At 62.6% G+C, this 22,509-nt stretch carries 20 protein-coding genes and 3 tRNA genes; 11 read left to right on the top strand and 12 right to left on the bottom strand.

Going from position 1 to position 22,509, the window contains the following annotated elements; genetic code table 11:
- Positions 1–3: 3 nt before the first annotated feature.
- The 4 genes from SC1_RS11195 (at position 4) to SC1_RS11180 (ending at position 2,884) form a co-directional block, all read left to right on the top strand.
- A complete protein-coding gene (locus SC1_RS11195) occupies positions 4–579 on the top strand; it encodes a DUF1214 domain-containing protein (RefSeq protein ID WP_062181476.1) in 576 nt (191 codons plus the stop codon).
- A gap of 1 nt (position 580) precedes the next feature.
- Positions 581–1,108, top strand: coding sequence for a DUF1254 domain-containing protein (locus SC1_RS11190; protein WP_062181473.1), 528 nt, complete (start codon positions 581–583; stop codon positions 1,106–1,108).
- A gap of 44 nt (positions 1,109–1,152) precedes the next feature.
- A tRNA-Arg gene (locus SC1_RS11185) sits at positions 1,153–1,229 on the top strand.
- Positions 1,230–1,432: 203 nt separating this feature from the next.
- Positions 1,433–2,884, top strand: coding sequence for a CHAD domain-containing protein (locus SC1_RS11180; RefSeq protein WP_062181470.1), 1,452 nt, complete (start codon positions 1,433–1,435; stop codon positions 2,882–2,884).
- An 86-nt stretch (positions 2,885–2,970) separates the two neighbouring features.
- Here SC1_RS11180 and SC1_RS22560 read toward each other — a convergent pair whose 3' ends face one another.
- On the bottom strand, positions 2,971–5,823 hold the full coding sequence (locus SC1_RS22560) for a TonB-dependent receptor (RefSeq protein ID WP_062183995.1): 2,853 nt from the start codon (positions 5,821–5,823) through the stop codon (positions 2,971–2,973).
- Positions 5,824–5,996: 173 nt separating this feature from the next.
- Positions 5,997–6,087, bottom strand: a tRNA-Ser gene (locus SC1_RS11170).
- Positions 6,088–6,164: 77 nt separating this feature from the next.
- Between SC1_RS11170 and SC1_RS11165 the strand changes: the two genes are divergently transcribed.
- Both SC1_RS11165 and SC1_RS11160 read left to right on the top strand, forming a co-directional pair.
- Positions 6,165–7,181 carry a peptidylprolyl isomerase gene (locus SC1_RS11165; protein WP_062181467.1) on the top strand — a complete coding sequence of 339 codons (1,017 nt, stop codon included), beginning with the start codon at positions 6,165–6,167 and terminating at the stop codon, positions 7,179–7,181.
- A 4-nt stretch (positions 7,182–7,185) separates the two neighbouring features.
- Positions 7,186–7,500 (top strand): DUF1905 domain-containing protein, encoded by a 315-nt coding sequence (locus SC1_RS11160; protein WP_062181464.1) that lies wholly within the window; start codon positions 7,186–7,188, stop codon positions 7,498–7,500.
- Here SC1_RS11160 and SC1_RS22555 read toward each other — a convergent pair.
- Complete coding sequence (locus SC1_RS22555; RefSeq protein ID WP_274520245.1) at positions 7,490–7,618, bottom strand: hypothetical protein; 129 nt, start codon at positions 7,616–7,618, stop codon at positions 7,490–7,492. The two genes, SC1_RS11160 and SC1_RS22555, sit on opposite strands and share 11 nt — an antisense overlap.
- Before the next feature lie 117 nt (positions 7,619–7,735).
- Here SC1_RS22555 and SC1_RS11155 point away from each other — a divergent pair.
- Positions 7,736–7,810 (top strand) — tRNA-Thr (locus SC1_RS11155).
- Between the two features lie 198 nt (positions 7,811–8,008).
- Complete coding sequence (locus SC1_RS21860) at positions 8,009–9,673, top strand: hypothetical protein (protein ID WP_152682372.1); 1,665 nt, start codon at positions 8,009–8,011, stop codon at positions 9,671–9,673.
- An 11-nt stretch (positions 9,674–9,684) separates the two neighbouring features.
- Here SC1_RS21860 and SC1_RS11145 read toward each other — a convergent pair whose 3' ends face one another.
- Positions 9,685–10,563, bottom strand: coding sequence for a LysR substrate-binding domain-containing protein (locus SC1_RS11145; RefSeq protein ID WP_062183992.1), 879 nt, complete (start codon positions 10,561–10,563; stop codon positions 9,685–9,687).
- Positions 10,564–10,716: 153 nt separating this feature from the next.
- Here SC1_RS11145 and SC1_RS11140 point away from each other — a divergent pair, with 153 nt between their 5' ends.
- Entirely contained in the window at positions 10,717–13,038 is a 2,322-nt protein-coding gene (locus tag SC1_RS11140; protein WP_062181458.1) for a CDC48 family AAA ATPase, read from the top strand.
- Here SC1_RS11140 and SC1_RS11135 read toward each other — a convergent pair.
- The gene (locus tag SC1_RS11135; protein ID WP_062181456.1) at positions 13,035–14,354 is read right to left on the bottom strand and encodes an MFS transporter; all 1,320 of its coding nucleotides are present in this window, start codon (positions 14,352–14,354) and stop codon (positions 13,035–13,037) included. The two genes, SC1_RS11140 and SC1_RS11135, sit on opposite strands and share 4 nt — an antisense overlap.
- Positions 14,355–14,501: 147 nt before the next feature.
- On the opposite strand from SC1_RS11135, the gene SC1_RS11130 reads away from it, so the two are divergent.
- Positions 14,502–15,140, top strand: coding sequence for a class I SAM-dependent methyltransferase (locus tag SC1_RS11130; protein ID WP_152682371.1), 639 nt, complete (start codon positions 14,502–14,504; stop codon positions 15,138–15,140).
- Positions 15,141–15,150: 10 nt separating this feature from the next.
- On the opposite strand, the gene SC1_RS11125 is transcribed toward SC1_RS11130, so the two are convergent.
- Entirely contained in the window at positions 15,151–16,341 is a 1,191-nt protein-coding gene (locus SC1_RS11125; protein WP_062183986.1) for a phosphatidylserine/phosphatidylglycerophosphate/cardiolipin synthase family protein, read from the bottom strand.
- Between the two features lie 139 nt (positions 16,342–16,480).
- On the opposite strand from SC1_RS11125, the gene rpoZ reads away from it, so the two are divergent.
- Entirely contained in the window at positions 16,481–16,825 is a 345-nt protein-coding gene (rpoZ, locus tag SC1_RS11120; protein WP_062181454.1) for a DNA-directed RNA polymerase subunit omega, read from the top strand.
- A 53-nt stretch (positions 16,826–16,878) separates the two neighbouring features.
- Here rpoZ and SC1_RS11115 read toward each other — a convergent pair whose 3' ends face one another.
- The 6 genes from SC1_RS11115 to SC1_RS11090 form a co-directional block, all read right to left on the bottom strand.
- Positions 16,879–17,484, bottom strand: a complete 606-nt coding sequence (locus SC1_RS11115) for a DUF3800 domain-containing protein (RefSeq protein WP_062181451.1) — start codon at positions 17,482–17,484, stop codon at positions 16,879–16,881.
- Positions 17,485–17,493: 9 nt separating this feature from the next.
- On the bottom strand, positions 17,494–17,976 hold the full coding sequence (locus SC1_RS11110; RefSeq protein ID WP_062181448.1) for a DUF11 domain-containing protein: 483 nt from the start codon (positions 17,974–17,976) through the stop codon (positions 17,494–17,496).
- Between the two features lie 37 nt (positions 17,977–18,013).
- Entirely contained in the window at positions 18,014–18,337 is a 324-nt protein-coding gene (locus SC1_RS11105; protein WP_238586660.1) for a hypothetical protein, read from the bottom strand.
- Between the two features lie 124 nt (positions 18,338–18,461).
- Positions 18,462–20,405 carry an ATP-dependent zinc metalloprotease FtsH gene (gene ftsH / locus SC1_RS11100; protein ID WP_062181442.1) on the bottom strand — a complete coding sequence of 648 codons (1,944 nt, stop codon included), beginning with the start codon at positions 20,403–20,405 and terminating at the stop codon, positions 18,462–18,464.
- Between the two features lie 84 nt (positions 20,406–20,489).
- Complete coding sequence (gene tilS, locus SC1_RS11095) at positions 20,490–21,494, bottom strand: tRNA lysidine(34) synthetase TilS (RefSeq protein WP_083435798.1); 1,005 nt, start codon at positions 21,492–21,494, stop codon at positions 20,490–20,492.
- Entirely contained in the window at positions 21,448–22,398 is a 951-nt protein-coding gene (locus tag SC1_RS11090; RefSeq protein ID WP_062181439.1) for a tol-pal system YbgF family protein, read from the bottom strand. The genes tilS and SC1_RS11090 overlap by 47 nt, the downstream gene beginning before the upstream one ends.
- Between the last annotated feature and the right edge of the window lie 111 nt (positions 22,399–22,509).

The following is a 22,509-nucleotide window of genomic DNA, read 5'->3' as shown; positions in this document are numbered from 1 at the left end:
CGCATGAAGAGCTGGCACCGCTATGCGATCACTCTGGTGGGCGGATTGGCGGTGGGGCTCGGGGGCGCATGGGCGCTTACCAACGGCGGCCTTGGCGACGGAGGAATCCGGAACGGGCCGTGGACGACTTCGCTCGGTTACGGCACGAAGGCCACCGACCCGCTGACGCGCGCCATGGTCGCGCGCTCGGGCCTGCTCGCGCTGCCGGCCAAGGAAACCATCTATTGGATGGCGAAAAGCGATGCGGCCGGCGCGGCGCTCGACGGCAATTGCCGTTACAGCCTGTCGGGCAAGCCGCTCGACGCGCGCTGGTGGAGCGTGACGGTTTATGACGACAAAGGCTATCTCGTCGATAATCCGGGGCGCATATGGTCGGTCAACGGCGCCAACGTCGCGCTCGACGGCAAGGGCGAGTGGCGCGTCACCATATCGCCCGACAAGCCCGCGGACGGTGCCTGGCTGCCCGGTATAAAGAGGCAGCCCTTCCAACTGACGCTTCGTATGTATAATCCCGGCAAGGCATTCCGTGCGAACCCGGCGAAGGCCGCGCTGCCGCGCCTCGTCAAGGAGGGATGCTGAGATGCTCAAATGGCTTGGTCCCATCCTCCTTGGCCTGGTCGTCGCAGCGGCGACGGCATGGGCGGCGATCGCATATATTCCCTATGGGCTGATGAATGTCGCGATGGACCGGCTGGGGCAGGGGGGCGTCAACAGCATGTCCTACGGCAATCTCGCGACGCCCGAGCGCCAGCCCGTCGTGCGGCCCAGTCCCGACCTTGCCTATTCGAGCTGTCCCTATGATCTGTCGAAGGGGCCGGTGGCCATCGACGTGGCGCCGGCACCGGGGCGTTACAGCTCGCTCAGCCTGTTCGACGCCGCGACCGACGTCATCTTCGTGCGCAACGATGTCGAGGCGGGCGGCAAGCCATATCGAATCATCGTCGCACGTCAGGGGCAGGCTGTCCCCGCGGGCGCCGAAATTGTCCGTACGAGTCATGATCGCGGGATCGCGCTGATCCGGCTTCTGCTGAAAGACCCCACGGAAATTGGCGCCCTCGACGCGGTCCGCCGCCAATCGTCGTGCCGGACGGTCACAAATCCGAAATAGGGGGTTGCGCCCCCGCCAAACGGGTCTTAAAGGCGCCTCTCCACGCACCCGTAGCTCAGCTGGATAGAGCATCAGACTACGAATCTGAGGGTCGGACGTTCGAATCGTTCCGGGTGCGCCATTCCCCTCCTGCCATTGTCCCATGCGGTCGGAAGAGCGGGTTTCTCACCATCCATATAGAACGAAGCGGACTTCGGGTCGGCGTCAGCTTGACGGCGTCGGCGAGCGGCCGTGTCAAACACTGTCAGCGGGCCGCATCTTGCTATAAAGAGCCGCCGGATCGTCAAATTCGCAAGATACACCCGATATCCGGAGACAGTGCAGATGGCGGACGAGGTCGAGCTGAAACTCGAAATTGCGAGCGAAGACGGGGAAAAATTCGCCGCGTCGGATTTGCTGGCGGGCGCCGCCAAGAGCGTGCGCCAGATATCGATCTATTTCGATACGCCCGATCATGACGTCGCGAACGCTGGCTTTTCGCTCCGTATCCGCCGGTCGGGAAAGAAGCGGATACAGACGATCAAGGCGGATGGTGTCAGCGCCGCCGGCCTTTTCATTCGATCCGAATGGGAGCGCGCGGTGGCAAGCGACACGCCGGTCCTCGACTATGCGACGCCGCTTCCATCGCTGCTCGCCGACAAGGTCGATGCCATCATCCCGGCCTTTGAGGTGGAGATCGACCGCCGAAAATGGAACATCGTCGAAGGCGACGCGATCATCGAACTGGTCCTCGATCGCGGCCAGATCATGGTCGGCGATCGCCGGTCGCCGGTGTGCGAGATCGAACTTGAGCTGAAGGCGGGCGATCCCGCCGCGCTTTTCGCTTTCGCACGCCGGATCGACGCTATCGTGCCCTTACGCCTTGGGGTCCTGAGCAAGTCGGAGCGCGGTTATCGGCTGATCCAGACGGCACCGACAAAGGTTTCGGCGCATGCCGTGACACTCGGCGGCGACACCACGGCTGGAGAGGCGTTTGGGCTGATTGTGCAATCGTGCATCCGGCAGTTCCGGCTCAACGAAACCCTTCTGCTCGCCAACCGGAATGCCGACGCGTTGCATCAGGCACGCGTGGCGCTGCGCCGCCTTCGGTCGGCCTTCTCCATCTTCAAGCCGATGGTCGGAGATGCGGCCATGGATTTGCGAGCGGAATTGCGTTGGCTGGCATCGGAACTGGGCAACGCGCGCGATCTCGACGTGCTGTTGAAGCGCGCCGAGGGTGGACCGTTGTACGAGCGGATAGCGGCGATGCGCGAAACCGCCTACGATCAGGTGTGTGAACTCCTCTCTGCCACGCGGGCGCGCTCGCTGATGTTCGATGTGACGGCGTGGATCGCTACGGCGAATTGGCAGGAGGAGGCTGGCGGTGAGCGTCAGGCCAACCGGCCAGCGCGCGACTTTGCGGCGAAGGCGCTCGATCGGTTTCGGCGAAAGGTCAAACGCAAGGGACGCAATCTCGCCGCTCTCGATGATGAAATGCGGCATGAGGTCCGGAAGAGTGCGAAGAAGCTGCGTTATGCAGCAGAGTTCTTCGCCCCTTTGTTTGAGCGCAAAGGCGAGAAACGGCGGTACAAGCGCTTCATCAAGACGCTTGAGGCGTTGCAGGACCAACTCGGCGCGCTCAACGATCTTGCGACCGCACCTGCTCTGTTGACCAGGCTTGGCATTGCGGAAAGCCCCGGCGCGGACGAATTGGGCGGCAATGGCAAGCGAGCAAGGCTCGTCGAAGCCGCAGCCGATGCGTATGAGGATTTCATCGACACCAAACGGTTCTGGTAAGCACGCCGAACGTGACGGCTGACACGCATACCACAGCGTTTTGAAACGCGGCGGCATGCGTGCCGAGCTTTATCCCGGAGTTGCGCCTACATCTTGAAGCTGGCGCGAACGTAGTAGTAGCGGCCAGGCAGGTCGTAAGCGGTCGGATCGAAATTGTTGAGGTCGCAGCTGATGCAGCCGGGCGCCTTCACGTTGAACAGATTGTTCACGCCGAGCGCAAAACCGAATGCGTCGGGCGCATCTTCCGGAAACCAGCGGAGCTGGAAATCGGTGTAGAAGCGCGCCTTCATCTTGTTGTCGTCGGCGAGCGGTTCGCGGATCGCCGAAACGTAGCGGCCGGTCAGCGTCGCGCCGATCGATTTGCCGTCCCAATCGAGGATGCCGACCGATTTCCATTTCGGGAAAGTCTGGCTGGGGCTGCCCTGTTCGGTCCCCTCGCGGCTGACGACGAGGCGGCCGTCGGCGGTTGGCACGATCACATCATATTTGGTCAGGATCGTGTTGTTCCAGGTAAAGCCGAACCGGCCGGCGGACGTCTCCTGCGTCCGATATGTCAGGTTGAGGTCGATGCCTGTGGTTCGGATTCCGGCGATATTCTGGAGCAACCCTTCGACAAAGGTAAGCTGGCCGCCCGGCGCGCGGGTAACGAGCGCGCAAGCATCGGAGTCATTTTGTCCGACGCATTGCGCCAGCGTGATTTCGGCATTCACCGACTGGATCGCGCCCTTGATCTTGATGTCGTAATAATTGCCCTCGAACGACAGGCCGGGAACAAAACCCGGACTATAAACGCCGCCGAAGATCCAGCTACGCGAGCTTTCGGGTGCCAGATCCTGATTGCCGCCGACAAGGACCGAGATTTGCGGGTTGGCCTGCGCATAGCCTGCGGTCGGTACGCCTTGCGCGATGCAGTTGGCGCGGACGGTCGTGTTGTTACTCCAGTTCTGGCCCGCTGTGGTGGAGGTCGAGCAGGGATCGTTGATCGACTGGTCGAAGCGCGACTGGGTACCGAACAATTCGCCGATCGATGGCGCTCGGAAGCCCTCGGCATAAGAAGCGCGCAGGCGCAGATCCTGTACCGGTTTCCAGTTCACGCCGCCCTTCAGCGTCGTTGTCGAGCCCGAGGTCGAATAATCCGACCAGCGCACCGCGCCGGTCAATTCGAGCAGGTCGAAGAAGGGCGTATCGGACAGGATCGGCGCGCTGAGTTCGGCATAGGCTTCCTTGACATTATAGCTGCCGCGCGTCGGCAATGCCGGGATATCCGAGCTGAAGCCCGCCGCGACGATCGGGTCGGGGTCGAAGCTGCCTTTCAGTTTGCGATATTCGACCCCGATCGCGACCCCGAGCGGGCCGCCGGGCAGGTCGAACAGGCTGCCCGTCACGTTCGCCGAGGCGCTGAAGGTCGACTGGCGGCTGCGATCACGCTGGTCGAACATGACATAGTCGAGCATCGGCTGCGTGATCGAGCCGACCCCGCCGAAGATGTTAAAGGGCACGCATTCGCCGGTACAGTCGGCGACCGGCCCGAGCGCGCGGCGCAGGCGATCGGAGTTGATATTGCCGTACATCGTCTGTTTGGCCTTGTTGCGGCCATAGGCGGCATTGACGTCCCAATACCATTTGCCGCCGCCGACATCGAAGCTGCCATCGAGCGTCGCGACGCCATAGATCGTCGTTACCGACTGATTGAACCGGCGCGGGCCGCCCTCGACGAAACGGCGATAGACGAAATCGGTGTTGGTCGAATCGAGCGTTACCCCGAATGGATTATAGGGGTTGCTGGCGTCGACGGTGATCGCGTCGAGCACCGGCGTCAGCCCCGCGGCAACGCCGAAGCCGAAGGGCAGGGGGGCCGCCTGGTTCTTCGACTTGCGCTGATTCCATATGCCGCGGACCGAGAAGTTGATGCTGTCGCTGAGTTCCTGCCGGGCATTGACGAAGGCGCCATATCGCTCGACCGGGATTTGCAAATAGTTGAACGGGCCGAAATTGAAGCGGTCCGCATCACCGAAAGCCTTGAAGTCGCTTGCCGGATCGGTCGGATTTCCAGCGTTATAGACCGGATTGCGGCCGATTACCGGGCCGCGCAGCGTCAGGTCGTTGCCGAAAACTGCGAAGCGGCCGAGCGGGACGAAGCCCGAACAGCCGCCGTCAAGGCAGGTGTCCGAATAGGGCGCCGGGAAGCGCGAGATATCGCGGCTGCCGGCAAGGACGCCGCTTTGATGGACATAGTTTGCGCCGACGACGATCTGTGTCGGCCCACGGCCGTTGCCCCAGCTGACCTGCGCGCTCTTGGTAAAACCATCGCCTTGGCCATAGCCGCCGACCTGCGCGCTGGCGCGAAGCCCTTCCTGGTTGCGCTTGGTGATGATGTTGACGACGCCGGCGATCGCGTCCGAGCCGTAGATCGCCGAAGCCCCGTCTTGCAGCACTTCGATCCGTTCGATCGCGCTTTCGGGGATTGAGTTGAGGTCGGTCGAGCCAGGGACGCCGCTGGCCGATGCGCCGTTCACATAACGGATGCCGTCGACGAGCACGAGGACGCGGCGCGAACCGAGATAGCGCAGGTCGATTTCGGCCGCGCCGGCGCCGACGCCGCCGCCGTCGGGCGGGTTGCCGAGGTTGCCGCTGTTGTTGAACTTGCTGTTGAGACCGCCGCCCGAACTCGGCAGGCGCTGGAGCACGTCGTTGACCGAGTTGAGGCCGGTCTTTGCGATATCCTCCTGACCGATGTGGGCGATCGGAGCGTCCTGATCGAGCGGGTCGCGGCGGATGCGCGAGCCCGTGACGACAATGGTTTCGCCAGACGCTTCCGCCGCACTATCCTGCGGTATTTGTTCCGATTGCTGTGCGTTGCCGGGCGAAGCCCCCGCCAAGGCCGCTGCGATGGCAATGCCGGCCGTTCCCGACCGGGCAAAAAGCTCGAACTTGGTCATCATCCTCTCCTCCTGTTATTTTTCAGGCATATGTCGTGGGTCGGCGGACGGAGTCCGGCGACCGCATCTGCAACGCTTGCGAAAAGGATTAGGGTGAGCGGAAAGCGACGGCGCGACACGAATCGCGCAAGACTGTGGCCTGAAGGTCACAGTGTGCCGGGCTATTGGATGGATGGCGGAGCGGGAGGGATTCGAACCCTCGATACGCTTTTGACGTATACTCACTTTCCAGGCGAGCGCCTTCGACCACTCGGCCACCGCTCCGCATGCACTGGATGAAGGCGCGCCCTAATCGCTTGGCGGGGCTTTCGCAAGCCGATTGGGCATGGCAGACAATGGCCATGAAACATCTGCTCCTGACGGCCGCCGCCGCCGTGTCGCTCATCCTGCCCGCTTTCGCCGAAGAGCCGGCGGCAATTCCGTCGCCGGGAGAGATCGTAGCCGCGGCGCCGGCAAGCGACTGGGTCGCTATCGCCCCGTCCGATCTTCTCGTGATGGACCTTGCGCCCGATGCGAAGGGCAAGGCGCGCCGCGTCATCATCCAATTGATGCTCGCGCCCTTCAGCCAAGGATGGATCGGCAACATCCGCAAGCTCGCCGCCGCGCACTGGTGGGACGGAACGAGCGTCAACCGCGTCCAGGACAATTATGTCGCGCAATGGGGTGACGCGACCGAGAAGAAGGCGTTGCCCAAGGGGTTGGCGGTAATGAGCGAAGATTCCTATTCGCTGGCGTTGGACGGAATCACCTACTGGGAGAGTCCCAAGACCAACACGACGACCCTCAAAGCGGCATGGCGCAGTCCTGAGCGCTTTGAGGGAGGACCCATTATCCGCGACGATTCCTATGCGGATGGCACCATGTTCTGGAAAGGCTGGCCTGTGGCGATAGCCGGCGACACGAAAGCCGATGAAATATTTGACCGCGGGAAATATGTCTGGCCCGTCCATTGTTATGGCATGGTCGGAGTCGGCCGTAACATGTCGCCCGACACTGGGTCGGGAGCGGAGCTTTATGCGGTTATCGGTCATGCGCCGCGGCATCTGGATCGCAATATCGCGGTTGTCGGCCGCGTGATCAGCGGGATCGAATATCTGTCGAGCCTGCCGCGGGGAACGGAGGCACTCGGCTTCTATAAAACTGACGCCGAGCGTACTCAGATCGCCTCGATCCGCATTGCCAACGAGTTGCCCACGGCCGAACAGCCCAAATTCGAGTATATGTCGACGAAAAGCGACAGCTTCGCGCGTTACGCCGATGCGCGGCAGAACCGTCGCGATCCCTTTTTCATCAAGCCCGCGGGCGGCGCGGATATCTGCAATATCCCCGTGCCCGTGCGCCCAGTCCCCGCGAAATAACGCCTTGGAGGATTTTACCGTCACGACGCCGCTCTGGCGCTGGCAGTCGGCGACGGCGCCCGCCGCCTGGTTTTTCGTGACGATCGCTGGCGACGTCGCCGACGGCATCCGGCTGGCCGCGATCTCGGGCCAGTGGCTCGATGGACGCAAGGGATTCGGCTCGGCAAAGGTCTTGGCGACGATCGGTGCCACAAGCTGGAGTACGTCGGTGTTCCCGCACCGCGAAAGCGGCGGCTGGCTGCTCCCGGTCAAGGGCGCGGTGCGCAAGGCCGAGGGAATCGTCGAAGGCGACGAGGTGACGGTTACCGTCAGTCTTTAGGCGTATCGTCCACCTTCGCTTCGCGCGCCTGCGCCTTGCGTTTGCGCAGATTGGCGCGCAGCGCCTCGGCAAGGCGGCGTTCGCGTTCGATATCGGCGGGGGAGGGCGTCTTGCTCACGCAAACGGCCATGCCCGCCAAATCGCCACATCGTCAAGCCTCGCAGCTTGACAGGCGGAGGAGGTCCCGCCATAGGCCGCGCCTGCCCAGCGAACATGCGTCGGGGGCATATCGGTTGCTGCTGTAGCTCAGTGGTAGAGCGCGTCATTGGTAATGACGAGGTCGACAGTTCAATCCTGTCCAGCAGCACCATTTTCTGTCGGCGATCGTTGCTGCGGGTATCCCTTCTTCGCGTTTCGGGCACCTGTGACGAATATTTTGTTGCATATCGTTCAGCATGAACTTCATCGGACGCCCGACTGCTTCTCCACCATTTTAACGGGCCGTCTCATTGGAAGTTGGTGCCTAGCGCCAGCTCGTGCATGATGGCGACCGAAGGGAGCTCTCCTCATGTCCGATCGCCATAATCCTGGCCGGCGCCGGCTTATCGTGGGCGCTGCCGCGCTGACCGCTGTTACGCCCGCCCTGCTGCCGAAACGAAGCTCATCGACCGTAGCCGCGGAAAGAGAGGTGGATGGTATCGGAGCGGCCCCATTTGCAGACGATCAGAATTCAATGGTCATAACACCCCAGCAGTTTGGTGCTCGGGGAGATGGCAAAGTGGATGATGGAAGCGCGCTTGCCGCCGCTCTTGCCGCTATTGCTCGGCGGCCCTATCCCGGAGGAACGATCACCTTTCCGGGCATGAAAATGAATCTCGGTACCAGCAGCTATGTGGTTACCGATGAGGTGGATCTTGATATTCGGAGAACTTGGATCGAGGCCAATCCCGCCGAAAGATTATTTTCTTATGGCTGGGGCACAAGGGGCGCCAATCATGCCATTGCTCGCCCTCGCGTTACGGGAGGCAATATCCGACTCTCGGGAATTGGACGCACAGCGTTCGCTTTCCAGAACTGTGACAGTCCATTGCTTCGCGATACATCAATCGATCTGCTGGAAGGTGCGCAGATAGGAATCCATGTAAAAGGTCTGGATGACCCTCCTTGCCCTTATTATGGGGTTGTGGACAATGTTCGCTTGTCGGGCGGAAGTAATCCGGTTCCGAGAGACGGGAGGATCGGTATCTTGTTCGAATCCTTGCCCGTTTCCGGAAGTATCGCACCTAACCGCTGGATATTTAGCAATTTGCGCCATATCGCTTCGGTCGATTATGGGCTCGATATTCGTGGCGCCGCCGGAATGGTTGGCAGCAATATTAATCTGGAAATTTGCTATAAGGCGGCAATTCGTTTCGGACATGGCGCGAGAAGTTATACCGGGCCGATCACTAGTCTTATAGGAGCGGGAGCGGGCGGGTTCAAAGTTCGCGGTTTGGCAGGAACAAAATTGGAGGGTTCCGGGGCCATAACAGTTAATACGGGAGCCAACGCAGGATATTCGCTTCCTGTCATAATGCTCGACACTGCAACCGGCGACGTCATTTTGCCGTACGGCTTGCCATATAGCTTTGCACGGGGCGACAGCATCACCTATACCGAGGCGCGGGCCAACTCTATCCGATTTGACAATGTTACTTATGAGGGGTCCGCAGAGGCGGAAGACTTTGTCACGTTTGCCGCTGGGGCTCGAAATTGCCGTGTTGTAACCGCGTTTCTGACTATGGGCACCGGGAACGCGTTTCAACGGGCGATCGAGGATGTCAGCAATTCCATTGCGGCGAGGCACGAGACCTACTTCTATGAAATGGAGCTTTCCCCAACGGACGGCAAGCAGTGGCTCGATCCATCACATTTGTCGTCGGTTCAGGGCGGCTGGTCTATCCCCGAGGGCAACTCTTGGATCGATAGTGTGACGATAACGGGGAGCGTCCGATCTCCCGGTAGCCACGTGGGGACGATCGAGGCTGATGTGTTCGTCAACGGCGTTTCGCAGAATCTGAAGCCGAGGCTGACGCATGTATCTCCGAATTTTGCGATTCGGGTCCAGAAGTCCGTGCGAACTGCCGATTTCCTTCGTCCCGGCCAACCGATCAAGATTCTGGTTACGAAAAGCGGAGGATTGCGCGTAAGCGAACGTGTCCGTGTTGCGGTTCGCGTCGGTTTTGTCGGATAGCCCTTAAATCCCTATATCTTCGCCGCCAGCAACCAGTCGTGGAAAAGCTTCACCGCCGGCTGCCTTAGCGCGCGCGGGCGGCACACGAACCAATAGCTGTACGGGCTGTCGACGTCGAAATCGAACAGGCGGACGAGGCGCGGATCATGCGCGTCGTCGAAATGGTGGCCGTGCATGAAGGCGACGCCAATGCCCTGCGCCGCGGCCTCCAGCATCAGCGGACCCGAATCGAAATAGTCGATCCCTGCCGGCTCCAGATAGGGCATGCCGATCGCCTTCTTCCACTCGGTGAACGTCTCGGGCATCTCGCGGTGGAGCAGGATGGTCATCCGCTGCATCTGTTCGGGAACGGCGATCGGGCGGTTGCCGTCGGTCAGCGTCCGTGACGCAATCGGGAACACCTTGTCCTGATCGAGCCGCGCCGCATAGAGCACGGGATCGATCGAGCGGGCGAGGGCGATCGCGGCATCAATGCCTTCGCCGAGCCGTGCTTCGGCATGCGACATGGTGTCGATATCGATATGCAGTTCGGGATGCTTGCGCCGCAATTCGGGAAGGCGCGGAAATAAGCGCTGCTGCGCAAAGAGCGGCAGGACGTTGAGGTGCAGGCGAAGCGACGCGTCGGGGCTGCCGACCTGTTCGATCACCGTGCGCAGTTCGTCGAGAATCGGCGACAATTGTTCGTGCAGCGCGCGGCCGGTTTCGGTCAGGCTGAGCCCGTGATGATGGCGGTTGAAGAGCGGTCGGCCAACGGCATGTTCGAGCGTCTGGATCCGACGCGATAGCGCGGGCATCGACAGGCCCAGCTCAATCGCCGCCGCCTTGACCGTGCCATGGCGGGCAACCTCCAGAAAGGCTTCCATGCTGCTGATAGGAGGAAGGCGGGGCATATCGGTCGACGATGATGGCATGGGCTCGGCGCACATGCCAGAATTTTGTGCGGTGCGTCATAAAATGGCGGGGTTCGCGGAATATTGGGGGGGTCGCAAATCGGGAACCGCCGCCCTATCTTCGCATTCTGACTATTTTGCGGGAGACGCGTATTGGCCGACGCAGCGGTAAAGGAAAAACTGGTGAAACTGCAGGTGGCGAACGCCCGCGCCGAGGAAAGTGGCGGCGGGATCGCGCGCATTCCGCGCTCGGCGATGGCCGAATTGGGTGTCACCGAAGGCGATATCGTCCAGATTAGCGGCAAGCGGCAGACCGCCTCGCGCGTCGTGCTGCCCTATGCTGAAGATGAGGGGCTCGAAGTCATTCGCCTCGACGGTCTGCAGCGCGCCAATGCCGGTGCCGGTGCCGGCGATATGGTCGAATTGAGCCGCGTCGAAGCGCGCCCTGCTGCGCGCGTCGTGTTCGCGCCGGCACAGGAGAATTTGCGCCTACAGGGTTCGGCGAATGCGTTGAAGCGCAGCTTCTTTGGCCGCCCCATCGTCGCGGGTGATACGGTCGCGACCGCTGGGCAGCAGCGGCTTGAATCAGGGAATATGCCGCCGCAACTCCGGCAGATGCTCAACGCGCCCGCCTATGCGCTGGCCGAAGTGCGTCTGCTCGTTGTGTCGGCCAGCCCCAAGGGCGTGGTCTTCATCGACGAGAATACAGAAATCGAGCTGCTTCCCGAATATCAGGAACCGCAGGACGCACGTAGGACCGATGTCACCTACGATGATCTTGGTGGGTTGGGCGAGACGATCGACCAGCTGCGCGAGATGGTCGAGCTGCCGCTGCGCTATCCCGAACTATTTCGTCGCCTTGGCGTAGATCCGCCGCGTGGCGTGCTACTGCACGGCCCGCCGGGAACTGGCAAGACGCGGCTCGCGCGGGCGGTCGCGAACGAAAGCGAAGCGCAGTTCTTTCTGATCAATGGCCCCGAGATCATGGGCAGCGCCTATGGCGAGTCCGAAAAGCGGCTGCGCGACATTTTCGAGCAGGCGACCAAGGCCGCACCTTCGATTCTGTTCATCGACGAGATCGATTCGATTGCGCCGAAGCGCGGGCAGGTACAGGGTGAGGCCGAGAAGCGGCTCGTGGCGCAATTGCTAACGCTGATGGACGGGCTGGAGCCGCGAACCAACCTGGTCGTGATCGCTGCGACCAATCGCCCCGATGCGATTGACGAGGCGCTGCGTCGTCCTGGCCGTTTCGACCGCGAGATCGTGATCGGCGTTCCTGACGAAAGCGGCCGCCGCGAAATTCTGGGCATCCACACTCGGGGCATGCCGCTAGCCGAAAATGTCGATCTTGCGGAGCTTGCGCGCACAACGTTCGGCTTTGTCGGCGCTGACATGGCAGCGTTGACGCGTGAAGCCGCGATCGAGGCGGTGCGGCGGATCATGCCGAAGCTCGATCTTGCTGAAGGGACGATCCCGGCAGAGGTGCTCGAAGAGCTTCGCGTGACGCGTGAGGACTTCAACAATGCACTGAAGCGCGTCCAGCCCTCGGCAATGCGCGAAGTGATGGTGCAGGCGCCAAAGACGCGTTGGAGCGACATCGGCGGGCTCGACGCCGCGCGCGACAAGCTGATCGAAGGAATCGAACTGCCGCTGAAAAATCCCGAGGCGTTCCGCCGGCTCGGCATCCGCGCCGCCAAGGGCTTCCTGCTCTATGGTCCGCCCGGGACCGGCAAGACCTTGCTGGCAAGGGCGGCGGCGCGCGAATCCGATGCAAACTTCATCTCGATCAAATCGTCGGACCTGCTTTCCAAATGGTATGGCGAGAGCGAGCAGCAGATTGCGCGCCTGTTTGCCCGTGCGCGGGCGGTGGCACCCACGATCATCTTCATCGACGAACTCGACAGCCTGGTGCCCGCACGCGGCAGCGGGACGTCGGGCGAACCGCAGGTGACCGAGCGCGTCGTCAACACGATCCTCGCCGAAATGGACGGGATCGAGGAGATGCAGTCGGTGGTCGTCATCGGCGCCACCAACCGTCCGAACCTCATCGATCCGGCGTTGCTGCGTCCCGGGCGGCTCGACGAACTAATCTATGTGTCGGTGCCGAATGCCGAAGGGCGTAAGCGGATTCTTGAAATCCAGACGGGCAAGATGCCGCTGGCGAAGGACGTCGACCTTGCGGTCCTGGCCGAGAAGTCCGATCGTTTCACCGGCGCCGATCTGGAGGATTTGACGCGCCGCGCCGGTCTTGCCGCGCTCAAGCGTTCGCTCGACAGCGATACGGTGACGATGGAAGATTTCGAAACCGCGCTGAAGGACACCCGCGCCTCGGTTACCGAGGCGATGGAGAAGGATTATGAGAAGATCCAGGGCGAGATCAAGCAGGCTGCGATGAGCGCCGATCCGATCGGCTTTTTCGCACCCGGCATGCTCAAGCCCGTTCGCGAGCGCAAGCACGACGACACGACCGACTAAAGCGTTTGTTCCTTGGGCTGGTTCGGTTTCAGCGCCGACCAGCCCCACAGGACCAGCCAGCCACAAAAGCCCGCCATCAGGCCGTACGCGACCATCGGGTGCCAATTATAGAGCAGCACGCCGACCGCAGGCGATACGATATAGGCCGACCCGTTGATCGACGCGGTCATGCCCGCGACGCTGCCTTGATCGCGGCGCGGCACCGATAGCGACGCGCCCGCGGTAAAGCCCGGACGGAACAGCCCGAAGCCCAGAGAGGCGAGCGCGAAGCCGATGATGATCCCGTGGAAGTCATAAGACAGACCGGTCATCACCGTCCCCAATCCGCCAAGACTGGCACCGCAGAGGACGGCGGTGCGCGGCGACATTTTGAGCAGCGGGATCAGGCCCCATTGCGAAAGCAGGGTCGCAAAAGCGCCCGCCATCAAAACGATCCCCGTCATCGCCGCGCCTTCGTCGGGACGCAGGCGCAGGTGCAGGCGGTCGAGGATCAGGAAGCCGATCACGCCCAGCACCATCGCCTGTGCCTGCCCGCCGAACAGCCCGGCGAGCAGCCATGGGCGGACGCGCGTATCGGTCCAGCGAAGCGGAGGGGCAGCGGCTGCCGACGGATCGACGACCTCCTCTTCGCTCTCGTCGGTTGCGGCTTCGGGTGAGCCCGCGGCGGCAGGATAGGCTGCGATATTTCCGCGCGCGGCATAGCGGGGCATGTCGTCGGGCAGGCGCCAGCGCAGCATGACGAGCACGCCAAGGCCGATCAGCGCAAAGACGAGCAATGGGCCGGCGAGGCCGACGATAGGCAGGATGAAGAAGGGCGCGATCGCCGGCCCGATGACGGTGCCGAGCCCGAACGACGAGGAAACGAGCGAAAGGGCCTGCGTCCGCTGCTCAGGATCGGTGCGAGCGGCGACATAAGCCTGTACCGCAGGAGGCGACGCCGAACCGAAGCCGCCGTAAAGGCTGCGAAACACCGCGAAGACGATGAAGGTGACCCCGGCGGCAAGATAGCCCTGAAGCCCGGCCCAGAGAGTCAATCCGCACAAGGCCATCGACGACAGGAAGCCGACCACCCCCAGCGCCATCAATGCCTTGCGACCGCGCTTGTCCGACTGGCGCGCCCAATGCGGCGCTGTGAGCACCCAAAGCAGCGCCGACCAACTGAACGCCAGGCTGACCCAGACGTCGGGGATGCGCAATTTGGCACCGATAGAAGGCAGGATCGATTGCATCGCGGTGTTGCCCGCGGCGGCGACCAGCATCACCGCAAAAAGCACCGCCATGCGGTCGGAGGGGATGGAATGCGATGTCGTCGCCATGTTCGCCCCCTCCTAGTTCATGGTCGGTAACGCCGCCTTCTCCTACACGCGGGCGCCCCGCTGTCCAGAGTCAAGACAGACTCTTTCCTTGCGCCCACGCGTCGTTTTTGCCACGCCTTTGGCAACCGCAACAACGCGAAAGCCATCATGACCAATCCGCGGGCGCAGGCCCAAGAAACGAAAGCTCCGCTGGCCCGTCGGGTTCGCGAGGGCTTTAAGCGCTTTTTCGGGCCGTGGGGCATGTTCGTCCGGGGCTTTATCAAGCACCCGGTCATGGTGGGATCGATTGTGCCGTCGTCGCCGACGCTGATCCGTCACATGTTGCGGCCGGTGGACTGGAAAAACACGAAGCTGTTCGTCGAATATGGCCCGGGGGTCGGCACCTTCTGCCGTCCCGTGCTCGAGCGGATGGCGGGCGACGCAACGCTGATCGCGATCGACACCAACGAGGATTTCATCGAATATCTGCGCAAGGATATTCGCGACAGCCGCTTCATCGCGGTCCACGGCTCGGCGGCTGATGTCGAGGATATCGTGCGTGCGCACGGCTTTGAACAGGCGGACTATGTCCTCTCGGGCCTGCCATTCTCGACCTTGCCCGCGGGTGTCGGCCCGGCCATCGCGGCCGCCACGCACCGCGTGCTGCGCCCCGGCGGCGCTTTCCTGGTCTATCAGTTCCGTGCCCGCGCGCGCGACTTCCTCGCGGCGCATTTCAATCGCATCGACAATGCGTTCGAATGGGTCAACGTCCCGCCGTGCTTCCTTTTCTGGGGCTGGAAAGACTAAGCTGCCGCGCTCAGACTTCGGGATCGGGGTCGCCGAGCCCGAAGTTGAGCTTTCGCGATACCGTATAGTCGACGAAACCGACGACAAACCAGGCAAGCGTCCAGCGGATGCGCGTTAGCCAGGTGCCGCGCGCCTTGTGCGATTCCGGCGTGATCACCTCGCAATCGGGACGAAGACCCGCGAGGAAATTGCGCATTTTTTCGGCAAAGCCCGCGTCGGCGACGCGCACCATCACCTCGACGTTCACGAACAGGCTGCGGACGTCGAAATTGGCCGATCCAATATAGACGACATTGTCGATCACGATCAGCTTCATATGCAAGCGGCACGGCTGATATTCCATGACAGCGGCGGTCTTGCGCAGCAAATAGCCATAGAGCAGGCGCGACGCGCCGATCGTCGCCGGATTGTCAGACTTTCCGGCCATTATAAATCGCGCCCGACCACGCTGCGCCACCCGGCCAAGCCGGCGGAGCATCCCTTGACCCGGGGAAAAATAGGCCATGGCCATGTCGAGTTGCCGCGCGTTTTCGAGATCGGTTCGGACCGCGCGCGCCCAAGGCGACAGCCGCTGGGTTGGTCCACCGACGAGCCATGATACCGCACCACCGTCGACCGGCCATTCGCGGATCAGCCGCCGCAGCATCAGCAGTTTGCCGTCGTCGTTGACGGCATAATCGTGAATTTCCTCGAACCATTGCGCCGCCCGCGCGATGGTCGGCCCCTTGATGATCATGCCTATATCGAACCAACAGTCGCTGCGCGGTGGGCTCAGATAGTCGTCGGCGATGTTGAAGCCGCCGGTCACCGCAATATATTCGTCGATCAGGATCAGTTTCTGATGGTTGCGGATCAGATATGTCGAGCGCCAGCGGCGCGAGAAGAAGGTCACGCTGCCGCCGGCGTCACGCAGCGGTACGAAAACGCTGTCGGGTGTATCCCCCGATCCGAAACTATCGATGACGGCGCGGACGCGGACACCGCGCCGGGCGGCGACCGACAAGGCGTCGAGAATGCGTCGTCCCGCCGCATCGCCCTCGAAAATATACATGATGATATCGATGCTGTGTGCGGCGCCGTTGATCAGGTCGAGCAGCCGCGTCAGCCGATCGCCGCCGTCGAAGAGCAATTCGAGCCGGTGACCCGCCACGTCCGCCGTCAGCCTTTGGTCGAGTGCGGCGGAAGGGCAGGCGTCGGTCATGACATGCTCATAGGCTGGCATCTGCAAGCCCCGCAAGGGCGGCCATTTGATTGACATATCGGGCCGGGGCTGCTAGCGCGCAGCGCTTGCCGCCACGCCCCTCCAAAGGGCTGGCCTCTCCTATACCTAAGGAAACAATATGGCCCGCGTTACCGTCGAGGATTGCGTCGACAAAGTTCCCAACCGTTTCGACCTGGTTCTGCTGTCGGCACACCGCGCCCGCGAAATCTCGGGTGGTTCGGAGCTGACCGTCGACCGCGACCGCGACAAGAACCCCGTCGTGGCGCTGCGCGAGATCGCCGAGCAGACGATCCGTCCCAAGGACCTCAAGGAAACGCTCGTCGGTTCGATGCAGAAGGTCGTCGTCGACGATGACGATACGCCCGATGAAATCAGCTCGATCAGCCGCTCGGCCGAAGCGCTTCGCCTCACCGCCGCCGCGCCGCCGCGCAGCCCCGCCGGTGGCGGCAGCGACTTCGAATAAGCGTTTCGAAAATCAAATCGGCAAAAGGGTCGCAGGAAACTGCGGCCCTTTTGTTATGGGATTTTGGTGAGCTCGGCGACGCGGATCGCCTTCGACGCGAACATCGGTTCGAAAATGCGTTGGATGCGGTGCGCGCGCGGAGAACCAATGGTGATATTGAACAGACTGTTTGCGATTACATCGGCGATCTGGACGCCGTCGCTGCGGCGGCTGTCGGCGAGCGAGGCGCGCCCCCATTGGCCGAGGCCTGCCTGAATCTCTTCGCGAACATGCGCAAGAATCTTTGGATCATAGCGTCCGTCGTCGATCACCACGTCGGTACAGACGCCGCCGGTTTCGGGAAGCCAGTGGCCGACGGCGCTGTTCAGCAGCGCGCCATAGAGCGCGAGATCGCTGGGCAAAGTACCGCCGGGATTCTGCGCCAGCTTGTCGCGTTCGGCGACGGCGACCCAGGCACGGCCGCCCGCGCGGTCGAAGAGTTCGAGCAGATAGGCGCGCTCGACGATGCTGATGCGGCTCCCCTTGAGCTCTCCGCGCAGCCCGGTCACGCCGCGAAAACGCTCGTGAATTTCGGTTGCAGCCTTGGGTGTCAGCATCACCGCAGAGAAGGTCATTACCCCCGCGTTGAGCCCACCCGATTCATCGCAATAGATCGTCATTCCGCGGCGTTACCGCACGCGGCCGAAAAAGGCGACCGAGCGGCTCTGGCCGGGTGCGATCGCGTCGGGCCAAAGCCAGCGGACATGTGTGACATCGGCGGCGGTCGCCGCGCGGGGCGCTGCGCCTTCAACCGGAATGGTCAGAGCCGCAAGCGCTGCGAAAATCTTGCCGCCGTCGGCCGAAACGCCGAATCCGGCGGGGTCGGCGGTGTCGTCGAACATCAGGCCTTGCGGGATCGGGTTGACGAGGATGACGCCCGACGCGGGTTGGGCCCCGTTGTTGGTGAAGGTGAGGGTTACGCGGACGCGGTCGCCGGGGACGACGACATCGGGTGCGATATAGGTCTTCTGCGCTGGCTGGTCGGCGGTCGCGGGCACCGATTTCTCTAGCTCGATCTTGCTGGTCAGCGCGCCGCTGCCCTGCGCTGCTGCGGGGACGCCTGCGGCGAGCAACGCCGCGATCGCCATGCTCTTCCACGCTTTACCGATCATTGCGGTCTCCCTCGGTCCTTTCCGCTCCTTTGGCGCATCAGGCGGGGCAGGGATAGCGTTTCTTCATCAGCGCATCGAACGCAGAATAGACGCTGACTGACTTGCGCGACGCAACGGGATAGCTGCGAAGGTGAGCGAGCCATTGATCGGGGGTCAGGCTTCCAGATTCGGGGGGGCAACTTGTCGTCTTGCGGCCGGCGCGGCGTTGGGCGTCGATCCGTGCCTTATAGCGTTTGCCCGCGGCCACCACTTCGCCCTTGAGCTGATTGCCCTGCGGGGTCGCCAGCGCGAGCGGGCCGAGCCGTTCGAGCGACGACGCACGCGCCAGAAACGCGGCGACGCTCATATCGCCTGGAGCCATCGCGCACAGAAGGGGCGCGGCCAGCAGGGCGGGCAAGAGGCGTGCATATGTCCCTTTGGTCATATGCCGCAACTTGCCCCCATCCAATGAATAGTCCCTGAATCGAGGGGGCTAGGCCTGAAGCCTATGCCCCCTGGGGATTGGCATCGCCGAAGGGTCGGGGCTTGCGCTTGATCTGGGGGATGCCGCCGGCGTGGCCCGAGACAGGCGTACCGCGCTTGGTCGCATCGTCCTCGCGGCCGATGTCTTCGCCCTTGATCGCCCGCTTCGCTTCTTCACCCGACAGCGTCTCATATTCGAGCAGCGCGCCGGCGAGCAGGTGCAGTTCGTCGAGATGGTCGGTCAGCACCTTGCGCGCGACCTTTTCGCCTTCTTCAACAAGGCGGCGAACCTCGGCGTCGATCAGCTTTGCCGTCTCTTCCGACATATTCTGTGCGCGCGATACGCTGTGACCGAGGAAGACCTCGTCCTGGTTGTCGCGGTAGCGCAGCCAGCCGAGCTTGTCCGACATGCCATATTCCATGACCATAGCGCGCGCCATGTCGGTGGCCTGCTGGATGTCGTTCGACGCGCCGGTGTTGAGCTCGTCCTTGCCATAGATCAACTGTTCGGCAATGCGGCCACCGAAGCACAGCGCGAGACGCGCCTTCATCTGCTTCATATTATGCGAATAACGGTCGCGCTCTGGCAGGTTCCACGTCACACCCAGAGCGCGGCCGCGCGGGATGATCGTCACCTTGTGCAGCGGGTCGTTGTGTTCGACGTGAAGCGAGACGAGCGCGTGACCGGCTTCGTGATAGGCGGTCGCCTTCTTCTCATCCTCCGTCATGACCATCGAGCGGCGCTCGGCGCCCATCATGACCTTGTCTTTCGCCTCTTCAAACTCGTCATTCGCGATCAGGCGCTTGCCCTTGCGCGCCGCGAGCAGCGCCGCTTCGTTGCAAAGATTGGCCAGATCGGCGCCCGAGAAGCCCGGCGTACCGCGCGCTACGCGGCGCAGGTCGACGTCGGGAGCGAGGGGCTTTTTGCGGGTGTGGACTTCGAGGATCTTTTGGCGGCCCTCGATATCGGGACGCGGCACCACGACCTGGCGATCGAAGCGGCCCGGACGGAGGAGGGCGGGATCAAGCACGTCGGGACGGTTCGTCGCCGCGACGATGATAATGCCTTCGTTCGCTTCGAAGCCGTCCATTTCGACGAGAAGCTGGTTCAGCGTCTGCTCGCGCTCGTCATTGCCATTGCCGAGGCCGGCGCCGCGATGGCGACCGACAGCGTCGATTTCGTCGATGAAGACGATGCAAGGCGCATTACGCTTCGCCTGTTCGAACATGTCGCGGACGCGGCTTGCACCCACGCCGACGAACATCTCGACGAAGTCCGAACCCGAAATGGTGAAGAAGGGAACGCCAGCTTCGCCCGCGATCGCACGGGCGAGCAGCGTCTTGCCCGTGCCAGGCGAACCGACGAGCAGCGCGCCCTTCGGGATTTGACCGCCGAGCTTCGAGAATTTGGTGGGGTCGCGAAGGAACTCTACGATTTCTTCCAGCTCTTCGCGCGCTTCGTCGATGCCGGCGACATCGTCGAAGGTCACGCGACCCTGCTTTTCCGTGAGCATCTTCGCGCGCGACTTGCCAAAACCCATCGCGCCCGAGCCGTTGTTCTTCTGGACTTGGCGAAAAACGAAGAAGGCGATGCCGAGAATCAGCAGGAACGGCAACGACTGGACGAGCATATACATCCAGAAATTGGGCACTTCCGTCGGCTTGCCGTCATATTTGACGCCATTGTCGTTAAGCATCTTGAGCAGTTCGGGGTCACGCACGACATTCGCGGTGAAGCGGTCGCCGTTTGACAGCGTGCCTGTTACCTTGTCTTCGGAAAGGACGACGTCCTTGACCGCGCCTTGCTCGACCTTTTGCCGGAACTCGGAATAAGCAAGGGGATTGCCGACCGGCTGGGCAGCACCGCCGAACATCGAGGCGACAAGGAGCATAGCAAGCAATATGCCGCTCCAGATCATCACGCTCTTCATCCAGGGGTTGCCCTGCGGTTCCTTGTCGTCCTGCATTCGGAATCTTTCCTATCGTCGCGCACGCATGCGAAGCTGATCCAGGACAAGATAGGATAATCCGGTTAAATGACAATGAGGCAATCAGCCCTTTTTCGCCGCTTTCCGGCGTGGCGCCGCGGAAATGCGCCAAATCGTCCCTTCGAGGCCGCGAACGGCGTCGATCAGTAGCGCGCCGACCATCGCGCGGCGACCTTCGTGCATGGCTGCGATCACGCCGTCGAGAGAAGCGCCGCGGAGTACGAGTTGCGGCGCGTTGGCGCGCAGGCGAAGCGCGACGATGCGGCGAAACATCTCCGGCGGATAGTCGTCGTTGCGGATGACGGCGATATCCGAGGCGTCAGGCCAGGACGCGATCAGCCGCTCGACCGCCCAATCCAGGGCTTCGTCCGCCTCGGCGAGCCAGGCGGCCGATTTCGCCGCGGCGGAGGGGTCGAGTGCTGTCTGCGACTGAAGCGCATGGCGCAGCCGCGCCCGGTCAAAGCGATTGTCGCTGTTCGAGGGATCGTCGACGAAGGGCAGGTCGTTTTCGAGCGCCAGTTCGACGAGTTCGCTGCGCCGCCAGTGGAGCAACGGACGCAGGATGACGCCATTCTTCGCGCGGATCGCGGCAAGCCCGCCGACACCGCTGCTGCGGTTGAGCCGCATGACGATCGTCTCCAGCTGATCGTCAGCATGATGCGCGGTGATGATATGGTTGAGCGCGTTTGCCTCGCGCCATTGTTCGAGCAGGCGATAGCGTTCGGTGCGCGCGGCCGCCTGCTGAGAGCCTTTGATCGGCGACGGCGGGCGCAGGGTCGAATGCGGAATATGCTCGCGCTCGCAGAACCCCGCAACCATCCGCGCCTCTTCGTCAGAGCCCTTGCGTAGGCCATGGTCCACAGTCGCCCCCCACACCTGCCCAGGGAGAAGCGAGGCCATCATCCAGAGCAGCGCCATGCTGTCGGGTCCGCCCGACACAGCGACGCCATAATGGAGCCGGTGCCAGCCTGGGCCCAAGAGCGCGAGAAGATCGCCGGCCAGTCGGCCGGCGACGTCGCGATCAGCAGCCTGCTTTTGCTTTTGCGGCGGCAGCATCGGTCCGGACATCCTGTGGCGCCTTGTCGCCATAGACTTCGTCGAGTTCGCGGAACGCCTTGCAGGCGTCGGCCTTGCGCCCAAGCTTGTCGAGCGCAACACCCATATACATCAGGCTATGCGGTGCGCGCGCGCCGCTCGGGCGATCCTTGTAATTGTTATAAAAGGCGACTGCGGCCAAGCTGGGCTTGCCTTCGTCGAGATAGGCGCGGCCAAGCAGATTCTGCGCAAAGCTCGCCTGGCTGCTTTTCGGCCATTTGGCGACCACAGTCTTTAACTGCGCCTGAGCCTCGGGGTAGAGCTTCGCTTCCCACAAGCGATAGCCATAGTCATAAGCATCCTTGGTCTCGTTGCCGCTTGCCGGAACCTCGACCTTCTTGACGAGTGCGAGCCGCGCCGCGTCGGTGGCCGCGGGTTTCGCAGCAGGTTTGTCGGCCGGCTTCTTCGTCGGCGCGGCTGCAACGGTCGTCGCGGCGGCGGGGGGCTTCACCGTCGGGGCGAGGCTTGCGGGTGTCGCGGCCGGTTCGGTAACCGCTGCTGCCGGATCGGCGAAGCGTTTGTCCATCTCAGCCTTGTATGCGGTGAACTGCTTTTCGAGTTCGCGCAGATGGAAGGCATTCTGTTCGGTCTGGCCGGTCAGCGCCTGCAACTGGGATTCGAGCGCGTCGACGCGCGCTGTCAGGTCGATAACCGGGGCGTTGGTGCGAGCCCGTTCGCCGGGCGTGTTGTCGGGGGCGATCTCGCCTTCAAAAAATGTCGGGCTGCCGCCGGGGAAGACCGACCGCTGAACCGCGCGCATTTCCTTTTCGAGCCGCTCGACCCGCTTGACGACGGTATTGTCCTGCGCCGCTGCGGGCATTGCCGTCGCAAGCGCGACCGTTGCCGCTCCAAGGAAAGTGATCTGACGCATTATCATCTGCCGTTAGGTCCTCGACTATTAACCAATTAGGCCGTCCATAACGCGGCAAAGCGCCGCAGCGCAAACCCATTTCGGCGCGCTGCGGCTTCAACCGGCCCGAAAGACTGG

The sequence above is a fragment of the Sphingopyxis sp. C-1 genome (genome assembly GCF_001047015.1).
Taxonomy (GTDB): domain Bacteria; phylum Pseudomonadota; class Alphaproteobacteria; order Sphingomonadales; family Sphingomonadaceae; genus Sphingopyxis.
Note: the sequence above shows the minus strand (reverse complement) of the source record. Positions and strands in the feature narration are given on the sequence as shown.